Raw genomic sequence first — 12,916 nt, 5'->3', positions numbered from 1 at the left:
GGCGGCCGCCTGCCTACGATGGGGCCGTGCGGACCAAGGCGGGGCAGCGACGAGGCGTGCGGCCCACGACCTTCGCGGCTCCCGTCGCAGCCTCCATCTGCCTGGTTCTGGGGCTCGCGGCATGTTCCGATCCCGAGACGCCGCCGTCGTCCTCCTCGTCCTCCTCGGCGGCGACCACCACGACGCAGCAGGGGTCGAGCACCCCGACCGTCGACCGCGAGGAGGCCCTCGCCACCCTGCTCGAGCGCCGTGCCGCAGCCGTCCGCGCCCGCGACGAGGCAGCCTTCCGGGCCACGCTCGACGACCCGACCTCAGGCTTCGGCCTGCGTCAGCTGGCCCAGTTCCAGGCCTTGGGGAAGCTGCCGATCGGCACCTTCCGGTACGGCACCCCCGAGCCGGCGCCGGAGCTGTCGGTCGAGCGCACGGCCCAGCTCGGACCTCAGGCGTGGGTGTCCCGGGTGGCCGGGCGCTACAGCTTCGCCGGGTTCGACACCGGCACCCGCGAGTTCGAGTCCTACTTCACCGTGGTGCGACGGTCCGACGGCTGGAAGCTCGCCGACGACACCGACGGAGGCACCCAGGTGCAGGTCTGGGACCTGCCCCGCCTCACCGTCAGCCGCAGCGCCACGACCCTGGTCATCGGCTCGGGTCCGGCGAGCAGGCTGCGGCCCTACCTGGCCCTGGGAGACCGGGCCGTCACCGCCGTCCGAGAGGTCTGGACCGCGCCCTGGAGGGCCCGGCTCGTCCTCGTGGTGCCGGCGACCGCGACCCAGATGGCCGAGCAGGTCGGTCAGGACCCGGCTGGTGTCGCCCAGGTCGCCGCGGTGACCGACGGTCCCTTCGACACCGCGGGTCGCGCCGGTGCCGACCGTGTCGTGGTCAACCCCGAGGCCTTCGCGACGCTCGAGCAGACGGGCAAGCAGGTGGTCGTCAGCCATGAGGCGACCCATGTGGCGATCCGTGCCACGACCACCAAACAGGTGCCGCTCTGGCTCTCCGAGGGGATGGCCGACTACGTGGGGTACCGCGACGTCGACGCCACCCGACAGCGCATCGCGGCCGCGTTGCTCCAGCAGGTGCGCGACGGCTCCGGTCCCACGGCGCTGCCCGGTGCGGGTGACTTCGACCCCGGTCGTTCGACGATCGCGCCCAGCTACAACGCCGCCTGGTTGGCGGTCTGCCGGATCGTCGACCGAAGGGGTCAGGCGAGCCTGGTGAGGTTCTACCTCGCCGCCGCGACGGCGCCGGGCTCGCCGGGCTCGGCCGGCACCGGGGCGGACGCCGACGCCGTCACGGCGGCGGCCTTCGGCACCGTCCTGAAGACCACCGAGGCCGCCTTCACGCGTGAGTGGCTGGCCTACCTGCGCCGGTTGGCCGCGTCGTGACCGGCTCGCGGACGGGCGAGAGCAGGGCAACCGCCGACGTCACCGCCCCGGACGTGCACCGGCGTGCCGCCCGTGTCGTGGTCGTCGACCCGGACGGTCACGTCCTGATGATCCAGGGCTTCGACCCGCACCGCCCCGAGGACGCCTACTGGTACACCATCGGTGGCGGTGTCGAGCCGGGCGAGGACGACCTCGGGGCCGCCGTCCGCGAGGTGTGGGAGGAGACCGGGGCCACGATCACGGCCGAGGACCTCCTCGGGCCGTTCCACCACGACCGGGGCAGCTTCTCCTTCGAGGGACGCACCATCCACCAGGAGCAGGTCTTCTACGGCTGGCTGACCGAGCGTTTCGAGGCGGAGCCGGCGGGGTTCGAGGACCTCGAGTCCCGTTCGACGATCAGGATCGACTGGATCGACCCGGCGGCGACGCGGGCAGCCGGCGAGGCGGTCTACCCCGCGTCGCTGGAACGACTCGTCGAGGACGTCCAGGACGCCGCGGCGACGCGCTCCTGACCTTCCAGACCTGCGGCACACGCGGCATACGTCGATCTGTCGGGCTCTGGCGAAGCCTTGACCCGGACATTTCGGGCACCGGACCTCCTGCCGGTTAGGAATGGAGCAGTGCCGCCGACACCGGTCGGCGGCACCGACCTGACACCGATCCCACAGGAGCCTGGACATGTCGAAGTACCGCCTCACCCTCGTCGCGGCCACCGCCGCACTCGCCTCCGGCGCGGCGCTGGCCGCCGCACCGGCCTCGATCGGGGCGGCACCTGCCCCGGACGGCGCGAGCTCGGCCGCCCGCACGAGCAGCTATCTGCCGAACGAGCGCGAGAAGGCGCAGAACGAGCGGCTCCAGAGGAACCTCGACGCCGCGATCGCCAAGGCGGCCAAGGACAAGGCTGCCGGGCGCCAGTCCGCCGCCTCCGCGGTGACGACCGTCTACTACGACGACTCCAACGCCCCGTCGTTCGACTCGCTCATCGACCAGGGCGCCGCCATCTGGAACTCGCGGGTCAGCAACGTCCGACTCGTCGAGGGGACGGCATCGAACGCCAGCCTCAGCTACTACGAGGGCAGTGACCCCAGCGGCTCGTACTACTACGGCGACGGCCACGGCAGCGGCTACATCTTCATGGACTACGACCAGGCCAACACCTACGCGCCGCTGCGCATCGTCACGCACGAGACCGGTCACGCGCTCGGCCTGCCCGACCGCTACACCCAGCCCTGCTCGAAGCTGATGTCCGGCGGTGGCCCCGGCCCGTCGTGCACCAACCCCTACCCGGACTCCGTCGAGGCGTCCGAGGTGAACACCCTCTGGGCCAACGGATTCGCCGATGTGGGGGCGTTCGCGAAGATCCGCTGACCGAGGGCCGTCGCTGCTCAGCGCGGCGACCGGTCGCGCCCCCCACCCCCGTGGGCGGGCGCGCTCTGCCGTGTCCGGGCCACCACCGGGACGGCCAACGACACCACGACCAGGGCGCCCACGAGCCAGAACTGGTTGTAGAACGCCTGCTTGTTCACGAGGTTCGCCGCGAGCAGCACGACGGCCAGCCACCTCAGCAGCGAGCCGAGGTCGGGCTGGCGCCGCCACACGGTCCACACGACCGCGCCCAGCGTGCCGAGGACGACCACGCCGGTGACGTAGAACGGCAGCGTCACGCCAAAGGTGTTGAGCGCCAACAGGTAGAGCGTGTTCGCGAACTTGATCGGGTGGAACGACAGCAGGAGCGTGATGGTGTCGTGCAAGAAGTCCGGCGGGCTCGCGAGGAACCACGGCGCCAGCAGCGCACCGGTGAGCGCACCCGTGGCGATGGTCCGGCGCCAGCCGAACGGTCGCCACACCAGGAGGATCGGCAGGAGCAGCGCGAGGTGCTGCTTGCTCGCGCAGGCCAGCGCCAGCGGGATGACCGCCCACCATGCTTTTCCGCGTTGCACGAGGACGGCCCACCACACGAGGCCGGTGAGCAGCAACGGTTCGGTCCACGCCTGGTCGAGCTGGGTGAGGGTGCCGGGCGCGAGGAGCAGCAGGGCGGTGACCGCAGCCGCGGTCCACGTCCACGACGTCGTCGCCGGGGTGGTTGCGGAGGTCGCCCCGGTCGCTGAGCGCGACCGGCCTTCGCCGAGGGACGTATGGCGCGCCAGGAGCCAGACCCCCACGACGCCGACCAGGGTCCAGAAGGCCAGTGCCCACCGCACGTCGCCGAGGAGCCAGCGTCCCGGGGCGAGCAGCACCGCCGTCCACGGCAGGTAGGTGAACGCGTCCTGGATGCCGGGGGAGCCGGTCCAGTTCATCGCGTAGAAGTTCTCGCCGCGGCCCAGGCCGTCGCTGGCCTGCTGGAGCGTCACCCAGACGTCGATCTGCGGGCGGGGTGAGGAGATGACGGCAGTCGCGGCAGCGGCGGCATACGCGAGGACTGCGAGCCCACCGGCGGCGCGGGTGGACCGCGCCGCTCCGCGGCCGTTCGTCCAGAGCAGGGCCGCGCACGCGAGCGGACCGAGCACGAGCAAGCTCGAGGCGACGGCGAGACCGGTGGGGGCGAGGTAGCTGAACAACGGGACGGTCAGCGTGGCGAGGGCCGCACCGGTCAGCGCCAGGGCGACCGCGGGTCGGGTCAGCTGGACCTGCCACCCCCGCCACTGCCACAGCCCCAGCGCCACGGTGGCCAGCGTGAGCGTGGCCACGATGGGGATGCGGTAGCGGACCACGCTCCACTGCAGGACGGTGAAGAACACCAGCCAGGCCACCGCGAAGACGATGGCCTGGCTGGGGTGGGCGCTGCTCGGTGAGCTGGAGTGCGCGCGGGCACGGTGCGTGCTGGTGCCGTGGGGCATGCCTAGACCGTAGAGGTCACTCCTTCGCCCCGGAGTACAGGGCCTCCACCTGGTCGTGGAAGTCCTTCATCACGATGTTGCGCTTGAGCTTGAGGCTGGGCGTGAGGTAGCCGTTGTCCTCGGTGAAGTCGTCCTCGAGGACGGCGAACTTGCGGATCGACTCGGCCTTGGACACCGACTTGTTCGCGTCGTCGACGGCGTCCTGGAGCGCCTTGAGCACGGTCTCGTGGGTGTGCGCCTGCGCGAAGGTGACGCCCTCGATGCCGTTGTTCTTGGCCCAGGCGGGGTACATCTCCTCGTCGAGGGTGAGGAGGGCGGCGATGAACGGCTTCTGGTCACCGACGACGATGCACTGCGAGACCAGGGGGTGGGCGCGCAGGCGGTCCTCGAGCGCCGCGGGGGCGACGTTCTTGCCGCCGGCGGTGACGAGCAGCTCCTTCTTGCGTCCGGTGATCTTGAGGTAGCCGTCCTCGTCGAGCTCCCCGATGTCGCCGGTGTGGAACCAGCCGTCCTGCATCGCGCCGGCCGTCGCGTCGGGGTTGTTGTGGTAGCTGGCGAAGACGTTGTTGCCGCGGATGAGGATCTCGCCGTCGTCGGCGATGCGGATGCCGACGCCGGGCAGGGGTGCACCGACGGTGCCGATCTTGACGCGGTCGGGGACGTTGACCGTCGCCGGCGCGGTCGTCTCCGTGAGGCCGTAGCCCTCCAGGACAGTGACGCCGATGCCGCGGAAGAAGTGGCCGAGGCGGGTGCCGAGCGGTGCGCCGCCGGACACGGCATACATGACCTGCCCACCCATGGCGGCACGGAGCTTGGTGTAGACGAGCTTGTCGAAGACGCCGTGCTTGACCTTGAGGCCCAGGCCGGCGCCCCCGGTGTCCTGCGCCGCCGACCAGGCGATCGCGGTCTCGGCGGCGGTGGCGAAGATCTTGCCCTTGCCGTCGGCGGTGGCCTTGGCCTCGGCGGAGTTGTAGATCTTCTCGAAGACCCGGGGCACCGACAGGATGAAGGTCGGCTTGAAGTCGCCGAAGTCGGCCAGGAGGTTCTTGATGTCGGCGCTGTGGCCCATCTTCGCCTCACCCGTGACGCACAGGATCTGGATGAAGCGCGCGAACACGTGGGCCAGCGGCAGGAACAGCAGCGTCGAGGCGTTGTCGGCCTTGACGACCTCCTTGAGCTTGGTGATCGCGTTGTCGGCGAGCGCCATGAAGTTGTCGTGCGTCAGCTGGACACCCTTGGGGCGCCCGGTCGTGCCGGACGTGTAGATGATCGTGGCGGTGCTGGCGCGGTTCACCCCGGCCGTCGCCGCGGCGAGGTCCTCGTCGCTGACGGATGCCCCCGCCTGCTTCAGCTCGGTGATGGCGCCGGCGTCGACCTGCCACACGTGGTGCAGGCCGGGAAGCTCGGAGCGCACCTCCTCGAGAGTCGCCTGGTGGGACGGCGTCTCGAGCATGATCCCGCTGGCGCCGGAGTCGGCGAGGATCCAGGCCACCTGCTCCGCCGAGGAGGTCTCGTAGATCGGCACGGTGACGCCGCCGGCGGTCCAGACGGCGAAGTCGGTCAGGGTCCACTCGTAGCGCGTCTTGCACATGATGGCGACGCGGTCACCGGGGGAGATTCCTGCGACGAGCAGGCCCTTGGCCACCGCGCGGACGTCGTCGTTGAACTCGCCCGCGGTGACGTCGACCCACCGGGAGCCCTCCCGGCGGGAGAACGCGACGTTCCGGGGGTTGGTGGCCGCGTTGCGGGCGGGCAGGTCGGCGAGGCTGCCCTCTGTCTGCGGCTCGACGAGCGGGGGCGCGAGGTGTTCCTGCACGGAGTCTCCTTTGACGGCGGCGTCACTGGCCTGGAGGGGTGGGCCCTCGAGGACAGCCTACCGATGGGTAGCAGCGCTGGGGAGGGCGCGCCGCGACGAGTCGTGCACGGTGCGGAACACTGGCGGTCGTGAAGGACACGCGCATCGACGTCGTCGACGAGACCTTTGTCGACGCGGCCCCGGGGGTGATCCGCGCCCAGCTCGACGACCAGGCGTGGGCCGACCAGGTCTGGCCGCACGTCCGGCGCGAGGTCGTGCGCGACCGCGGGGTGAAGGGCATCCGGTGGACCGTGACGGGTCAGGTCGTCGGGGAGATGGAGGTCTGGATCGAGCCCTGGTGGGAGGGCGCTGTGGTGCACCACTACCTGCGCGGCCACCGCCAGCCCATGGCCCCGCGCGACGTGGCCACGCGGCACGTGCTCCGGTGGAAGCGGGCGGTGCACGGGCTGAAGGACAGGCTCGAAGACAACTCGTTGTAGCCTTCGGCGCATGGCCGACCGCACCGAGTCCAGCATCGACATCGCCGCCACCCCCGGCGAGGTCCTGGACGTCATCGCCGACTTCGAGAGCTACCCCGAGTGGGCCACCGAGGTGAAGAAGGTCAGCGTCCTGACCGAGGAGGGCGACGGCTGGGCGGACCAGGTCCAGTTCACGCTCGACGCCGGCGCCATCAAGGACACCTACGTCCTGGACTACGAGTGGGACGTCAAGAAGAACGGCACCGGGGTGGTGTCCTGGTCGCTCGTCGAAGCCAACGTCCTCAAGGCCATGAACGGCTCGTACACCCTTGCGGCGCAAGGGAAGACGGGCACCACGGTGACGTACCGCCTCGCGGTGGACGTGAAGATCCCCATGCTCGGCATGCTCAAGCGCAAGGCCGAGAAGGTCATCATCGACACCGCGCTCAAGGAGCTCAAGAAGCGCGTCGAGGGCTGACCCGGCGCCAGCCGGTCACACCACATGCGCGTCATCCTCTTCACCGGCAAGGGCGGGGTGGGCAAGACCACGACCGCCGCGGCGACCGCTGTCCGTGCTGCCCGCGGTGGCGTCAAGACGCTGGTCATGTCGACCGACGCGGCGCACTCCCTCGGCGACGCCCTGGGCGTCGAGCTCTGGGCCGCAGCAGGGCAGCCGGTCGAGGTCGAGCCGGGCCTGTCAGCGCTGCAGATCAGCCCGCCCCACCTGCTCGGGGAGTCCTGGCGCGTCGTCCAGGACTACCTCCTGTCGGTCCTCGGGACCCTCGGCATCGACACCGTCGTCGCCGAGGAGCTCACCCGACTGCCCGGGGCGGAGGAGGTCGCGGCGCTGCTCGAGATGCGGGCGCAGGTCGAGTCCGGGCCGTGGGACCTCGTCGTCGTGGACTGTGCGCCGACGGCCGAGACGTTGCGCCTGCTGGCTCTCCCGGAGGCACTGGCGTGGCACCTCGACCGGTTGCTCCCGGCGCAGCGCGGGCTGATCCGCACGTTGCGTCCTGCCGCCGCTGCCGCCGCGGGCGTGCCGCTGCCCGAGCCGGCGGTGATCGAGGCGGTCACCGGCTGGCAGCGGCAGATGCGCCAGGTCCACCGCATCCTCACCGGTGACGAGACGTCGGTGCGCCTGGTGCTGACGCCGGAGCGGGTCGTCATCGCCGAGTCCCGTCGGACGTGGACGTCCCTGTCGCTGTACGGGTTCGTCGTCGACGCGGTCGTCGTCAACCGCATCTTCCCCGGTGCCGCCGAGTCGTCCGACGCGGCGCAGCCGTCCGACGTGGCCGCAACGCCCGACCCTTGGCGCACCGGGTGGAACACCGCCCAGCAGGCCGGGCTGGTCGAGGTGCGCGAGTCCTTCGCCGGGCTGCCGGTCGTCGTCGCGCCCTACCTCGCCGCCGAACCGATCGGGGTCGAGGCGCTCGCAGAGCTGGGCCGGGCCCACGGTGGCGACGACGCGCAGGACCTGCTGGCGCCGGTCACCCACCGCGGCATGACCGTCGAGCGGACCGACGAGGGGTTCACCCTCACCCTGCCGTTGCCGCTGGCCCATGCCCGCGACCTCGGGCTGCAGCGCCGCGACGACGAGCTGCTCGTGGCGGTGGGCGAGCACCGTCGCGTCCTCACCCTCCCTGCTGCTCTGCAACGATGCGTGGTCGACGGGGCCTCGGTGCGCGAGGGCGTGCTCCAGGTCCGCTTCGTCCCCGACGAGGAGGTGTGGCCGCGTGGCTGACCAGGACGAGCCCCAGCCCCCGGTGGACCCGGTGAAGCCGGTGGGCTCGGTGGCCGAGGAGGCTGCCCGGCTGCTCGACGCCCTCGGGGGGTGGGTGAGCACGAGCGGGTATGGCGCCGCACCGGCTCATGCCCACGCCTCCGACCCGGACGTCCCCGACGTCCCGGACGCACCGGACGTCCCGGACGCACCGGACGTCCCGGATGCCCAGGAGGCGTCCGGCGAGTCGGGCACCGTGCCGCCGGGTGAGACGCGGTCGCACGGGCCCGGGCACTGCGACCAGTGTGGTGCCGCCAACGGCACCGGCCAGGCCGTCACCTGCCAGTGGTGCCCGTTGTGCCAGGGGATCGGGCTGCTCCGGTCCGTGCGACCCGAGACGGTCGACCGGCTCGCAGACCTGGCCGGTGCGCTGGCCACGGCCCTGCGTGACGTGGCGACGCAGACGCGCTCCGCCTCCGGGACCCCTCCGGGAACCCCCGGCGGGCCCACGGCACGGCACGACCCCAGGACCCGCGGACCGCGGGTGCAGGACATCACCATCGACGACGAGGACCAAGGGAGCGCAACCCGATGAGCGTGACGATCGGCGTGGACATCGGCGGCACGAAGATCGCCGCCGGTGTCGTCTCGGCGACCGGCGAGATCCTGGCCAGGACCCGTCGGGACACCCCGGCGCAGGACCCCGACCAGATCGCCCACGACGTGGCCGACCTGGTCAACGAGCTCGCCGAGCCGAGGTCCGACGTCGTGGCGGTCGGCGTGGCGTGCGCCGGGTTCGTCGACCGCACCGGCTCCACGGTCCTCTTCGCACCCAACCTCGCCTGGCGGGACGAGCCGCTCAAGCGTCGGCTCGAGGCGCTGGTCGACTTCCCCGTGATCATCGAGAACGACGCCAACGCCGCGGCGTGGGGCGAGTTCCGCTACGGCGCGGCGCACGAGGCCGACGACATGGTCCTCGTCACCGTCGGCACCGGCATCGGGGGCGGCGTCGTCGTCGACTCCCGGCTCCTTCGCGGCGCCTACGGCGTCGGCGGCGAGCTGGGTCACATGCGCGTCGTCCCCGACGGCATCCGCTGCGGCTGCGGCAACCGCGGCTGCTGGGAGGTCTACGCCTCGGGCAACGCGCTGGTGCGGGAGGCCCGGGAGCTCGTCGCGTCGGGCACCCCGCACGGTGCTGCGCTGTCCGAGGCGTGCGGCGGCGACCCCGCCGCCCTGCGCGGCCACATGGTCACCACCGTCGCCCAGTCCGGCGACGCCGCCGCGGTCGAGCTGCTCGCCGACCTGGGGCGCTGGCTCGGTGAGGGTGCGGCCTCCGTGTCGGCGATCCTCGACCCCGAGCTGATCGTCATCGGCGGCGGTGTGGTCGCGGCAGGTGACCTGCTCATCGAACCCGCCCGCGCGGCATACGCGAGGAACCTGACGGGCCGCGGGCACCGTCCGGTGGCAGAGTTCGTCCCGGCGGCGCTCGGCAACGACGCAGGCCTCATCGGCGCCGCGGCGCTCGCGGCGGAGGGGATCGGTTCATGAGCGAGCGGCTCGCGGTCGGCATCGACATCGGCGGCACCAAGGTGGCCGGAGGACTCGTCGCCGAGGACGGCACGATCATCGCCCGCGCGCGACGCGACACCCCGCACCGGTCGAAGAGCCCCGGGGTCGTCGAGAACACCATCGTCGAGGTGGTCACCGAGCTGTTGGAGACCGCGAAGGACGAGGTCGTCGCCGTCGGCATCGGCGCTGCCGGATTCGTCGCCGCGGACCGGGCCACCGTCGTCTTCGCCCCCCACCTGTCCTGGCGGGGAGAGCCCCTCGAGGCGAACCTCCAGCGCCGCGTGCCCGTCCCGATCTCGGTCGACAACGACGCCAACGCCGCAGCCTGGGCCGAGTGGCGCTTCGGTGCCGCGCAGGGCGAGACGCACCTGATGATGATCACGCTCGGCACGGGCATCGGCGGTGCGCTGCTGTTCGACGGCCAGGTCGTCCGTGGCAAGTACGGCATCGCCGGCGAGTTCGGCCACATGCAGGTCGTTCCCGGCGGCCAGCGCTGCGAGTGCGGCAACCGAGGGTGCTGGGAGCAGTACGCCTCCGGCAACGCCCTCGTCCGCGAGGCGCGCTCGCTCATGACCGCGAACAGCCCGGTCGCCTCCGACCTGCTGGCGCGGGTCGACGGTGACCCGATGGCCCTCACCGGCCCGCTCATCACCGAGGCGGCACAGGAGGGTGACCCCACGGCCACCGAGCTGCTCGGCGAGATCGGCACTTGGCTCGGCGTCGGGATCGCCAACCTGGCGGCGGCCTTCGACCCCGGCACGTTCGTCGTCGGCGGCGGCGTCAGCGCCGCGGGCGACCTGCTGCTCGACCCGGCGCGCACGACGTTCCGCCGCCACCTCACCGGTCGTGGCTACCGTCCCGAGGCGCGCATCGTCGCGGCCCAGCTCGGCAACGACGCCGGCCTCATCGGGGCGGCCGACCTGGCCCGTCGCGACGCATGAGCACCATGCGGGTGGCGTCCTACAACCTCAAGGACCTCACCCTGGACCGGCATGCGGCGGCCCGGGTCATCCGGGCGATCGACCCGGATGTGCTGTGCCTCCAGGAGGTGCCGCGCCGGCTGTTCGGGTCGTGGCAGGTCTCCGCCTTCGCTGCGGAGTGCGGGCTCTACTGGTCGGGTCGCCACCGCGGCAGCGGCGGCACCACCATCCTCACCTCGCTGCGCGTCGACGTGCGGGAGTCGCGTCACCACCGCCTGCGCGTGGCCACCCTGCAGCGCACCCGCGGGTATGCCGTCGCGCGCGTCGCGCCCGCCGGCCACGAACCGCTCGTGGTGGCCTCGGTCCACCTCAGCCTCGACGCCGCCGAGCGCGAGCGGCACGCCGGTCAGATCCTGCGAGGCGTGTCCGGTGGTGGGCCCGTGCTGCTCGCCGGCGACCTCAACGAGGTGGAGACGGGGCGCGCGTGGCAGGTCTTCGCCTCGCCGCTGCACCTGGTGTCGCCCACCACGCCGACCTACCCCGCAAGGGCGCCGCGGAAGGTGCTCGACGTCATCTTCGCCTCACGCGACCTCACCGTCCTGCCCCACCGCGAGGTGCCGCTCGACGCCGCCGACCTCGTCGCGGCCAGCGACCACCGACCCACCTGGGTCGATGTCGACCTCGACCCGCAGGCGGTTCCGTCCGCGGAGGTCGAGACCGGTCCGGACGAGGCCGCGAGCTAGACGTGCGCCGAGGCCTCGGGCCTCGGCGCACGACCCCGCTACCTCGCGGCCTCGGAGAGAACAGCTCGGGCCTTCGCCAGGCGTGCGTCGCGCCATGACCTCAAGGCGCTGAAGGCGCCCGGGTCGTCAGCGATCACCTGACGTTGGGCGCGGCTCTCGGCGTTGAGCCATGCGGCGACGAGCGACGTGGACTGCTTGCACCTGACGTCTGCGGTCGCGGTGCGCACCTCCTGCGCCGAGCCCCGAGGCTGTGGCCAGCGGTGGTTGGAGGGGTCGAAGGTGCGCGTGAAGGACAGGCCCTGTTCGGCGAGGCATCGACTCCACCGACGCTCGGCTGCCAGGACCTCCGGATCCGAGGCCGCCCTGTCGATCGTGGACAGTCCGGCCGCCTCGACATCGGCCATCGTGCTGTCAGGGAGCCCGAGGGTCGTCTCGGCCTGCCGAGCGCATCCCCCCTCTGGAACGTCGACCTGCGACCCCGGCACGGACTCGCCCGTGAGCACAGCCTTCTGGGTCGCACTGGGCCGCCACTCACCTGCTCTGACCGAGTCGAGGAAGAGCGTCTGTCCGAGGTACCCGTGGGTGCGGGCGCGCTCGGCGTCGAACAGGCCGTAACGACGGGCATTGGAGTCGACGGGGATCTCGGCGGGCGGCATCGTCAGGGCAACGCCATGGTCCGCAGCACAGCGGCGGACCAGTTCTCGGTAGGCGTCGTTCTCCAGGCGCTGTGCTTCCGGTGGGACCTGGTAGGCGTCGAAGGGCAGCACGATGTCCGCGGGCACCTTCGGATCGGCGACGGGGTCATCGACGGGCACTCGATCGGGAGCCGAGCAGCAGGAGACGCAGGCCAAGGTCACCGTCGTCACGGCGAGGAGGGACACCCCGCGGAGGGTGGTCCGGACGAGCCGGGCCACCCCCCGCGTCGTGATGGTGCTCAGTCCCACTTGATGGAGCTGGCGCGGTCGTTCCACCCGCTCAGGTTGTACGGGGAGCCGGGGCCGGCGTTGAAGTACGGGCTACCCGGGTCGGAGGTGTGCTCGCCCTCGAAGTTGTCGAACTGGTAGAGCGCCGTGTCGCAGTTGGCGTAGTCGTTGAGCGAGGACGTGCGGTTGTCGAAGTCCTCCTGCGACAGGGAGATCTCCGCGTAGTCGGCCGCCCCCGTGACCTCGGCGTCGCACTGGGCGCCGCCGTACCACTCGATCCGGGCGCCGTCCCCGTTGCTGTTCTGGTAGATCGTGCCGATCTTGTAGGTCATGCCGGCGGCGCCGCGGTCAGGGTGCAGCCGCTGCACCGGCGGGGGCGCTGCCTCGGCACTCGTGGCGGCGGCCCCTGCCAAGACGGTGGCGATGCCGACCACTGCTGCGCCACTGACGGCGCGCGAGAACTTCTTCATTCAGGTCTTTCCCCTCTGCTGGGTCGGGGAGACCCCAATGTCCCCCCGAACGCTGGGAAAGTTATCCACCGGCGA

The 12,916-nt window shown here is 71.8% G+C and carries 14 protein-coding genes; 10 read left to right on the top strand and 4 right to left on the bottom strand.

Annotated elements, in window-relative coordinates; translation table 11 throughout:
- Positions 1-26 precede the first annotated feature (26 nt).
- The 3 genes from ABD286_RS03280 to ABD286_RS03270 all read left to right on the top strand — a co-directional run bounded on the left by ABD286_RS03280 (position 27) and on the right by ABD286_RS03270 (position 2,753).
- A complete protein-coding gene (locus ABD286_RS03280; protein WP_344190218.1) occupies positions 27-1,385 on the top strand; it encodes a hypothetical protein in 1,359 nt (452 codons plus the stop codon).
- Positions 1,382-1,897, top strand: a complete 516-nt coding sequence (locus ABD286_RS03275; protein WP_344190216.1) for an NUDIX hydrolase — start codon at positions 1,382-1,384, stop codon at positions 1,895-1,897. The genes ABD286_RS03280 and ABD286_RS03275 overlap by 4 nt, the downstream gene beginning before the upstream one ends.
- Positions 1,898-2,063: 166 nt before the next feature.
- Positions 2,064-2,753: a snapalysin family zinc-dependent metalloprotease gene (locus ABD286_RS03270; RefSeq protein WP_344190214.1), complete on the top strand. Its 690-nt coding sequence runs from the start codon at positions 2,064-2,066 to the stop codon at positions 2,751-2,753.
- A 17-nt stretch (positions 2,754-2,770) separates the two neighbouring features.
- Here ABD286_RS03270 and ABD286_RS03265 read toward each other — a convergent pair whose 3' ends face one another.
- Positions 2,771-4,222 (bottom strand): hypothetical protein, encoded by a 1,452-nt coding sequence (locus tag ABD286_RS03265; protein WP_344190212.1) that lies wholly within the window; start codon positions 4,220-4,222, stop codon positions 2,771-2,773.
- 16 nt (positions 4,223-4,238) lie between these two features.
- Positions 4,239-6,038: an AMP-dependent synthetase/ligase gene (locus ABD286_RS03260; protein ID WP_344190210.1), complete on the bottom strand. Its 1,800-nt coding sequence runs from the start codon at positions 6,036-6,038 to the stop codon at positions 4,239-4,241.
- 128 nt (positions 6,039-6,166) lie between these two features.
- Between ABD286_RS03260 and ABD286_RS03255 the strand changes: the two genes are divergently transcribed.
- The 7 genes from ABD286_RS03255 to ABD286_RS03225 are packed head-to-tail and all read left to right on the top strand — an operon-like array spanning position 6,167 to position 11,448.
- Complete coding sequence (locus ABD286_RS03255) at positions 6,167-6,517, top strand: hypothetical protein (protein WP_344190208.1); 351 nt, start codon at positions 6,167-6,169, stop codon at positions 6,515-6,517.
- A 10-nt stretch (positions 6,518-6,527) separates the two neighbouring features.
- On the top strand, positions 6,528-6,974 hold the full coding sequence (locus ABD286_RS03250; protein ID WP_344190206.1) for an SRPBCC family protein: 447 nt from the start codon (positions 6,528-6,530) through the stop codon (positions 6,972-6,974).
- A gap of 24 nt (positions 6,975-6,998) precedes the next feature.
- Entirely contained in the window at positions 6,999-8,237 is a 1,239-nt protein-coding gene (locus ABD286_RS03245) for an ArsA family ATPase (protein WP_344190204.1), read from the top strand.
- The gene (locus tag ABD286_RS03240; RefSeq protein ID WP_344190202.1) at positions 8,230-8,811 is read left to right on the top strand and encodes a hypothetical protein; all 582 of its coding nucleotides are present in this window, start codon (positions 8,230-8,232) and stop codon (positions 8,809-8,811) included. Before ABD286_RS03245 ends, ABD286_RS03240 begins: the two co-directional genes overlap by 8 nt.
- Positions 8,808-9,764, top strand: coding sequence for an ROK family glucokinase (locus ABD286_RS03235; protein WP_344190200.1), 957 nt, complete (start codon positions 8,808-8,810; stop codon positions 9,762-9,764). The genes ABD286_RS03240 and ABD286_RS03235 overlap by 4 nt, the downstream gene beginning before the upstream one ends.
- Complete coding sequence (locus ABD286_RS03230; protein ID WP_344190198.1) at positions 9,761-10,726, top strand: ROK family glucokinase; 966 nt, start codon at positions 9,761-9,763, stop codon at positions 10,724-10,726. Before ABD286_RS03235 ends, ABD286_RS03230 begins: the two co-directional genes overlap by 4 nt.
- Entirely contained in the window at positions 10,723-11,448 is a 726-nt protein-coding gene (locus ABD286_RS03225; protein ID WP_344190196.1) for an endonuclease/exonuclease/phosphatase family protein, read from the top strand. The genes ABD286_RS03230 and ABD286_RS03225 overlap by 4 nt, the downstream gene beginning before the upstream one ends.
- Before the next feature lie 38 nt (positions 11,449-11,486).
- On the opposite strand, the gene ABD286_RS03220 is transcribed toward ABD286_RS03225, so the two are convergent.
- The gene (locus ABD286_RS03220; protein WP_344190194.1) at positions 11,487-12,329 is read right to left on the bottom strand and encodes a hypothetical protein; all 843 of its coding nucleotides are present in this window, start codon (positions 12,327-12,329) and stop codon (positions 11,487-11,489) included.
- A 53-nt stretch (positions 12,330-12,382) separates the two neighbouring features.
- Complete coding sequence (locus tag ABD286_RS03215) at positions 12,383-12,841, bottom strand: hypothetical protein (protein ID WP_344190192.1); 459 nt, start codon at positions 12,839-12,841, stop codon at positions 12,383-12,385.
- Positions 12,842-12,916: the final 75 nt, after the last annotated feature.

The sequence above is a fragment of the Pedococcus aerophilus genome (assembly GCF_039532215.1).
GTDB classification, from domain to species: Bacteria; Actinomycetota; Actinomycetes; order Actinomycetales; family Dermatophilaceae; genus Pedococcus; species Pedococcus aerophilus.
This window is presented reverse-complemented; position numbering and strand designations above follow the sequence as displayed.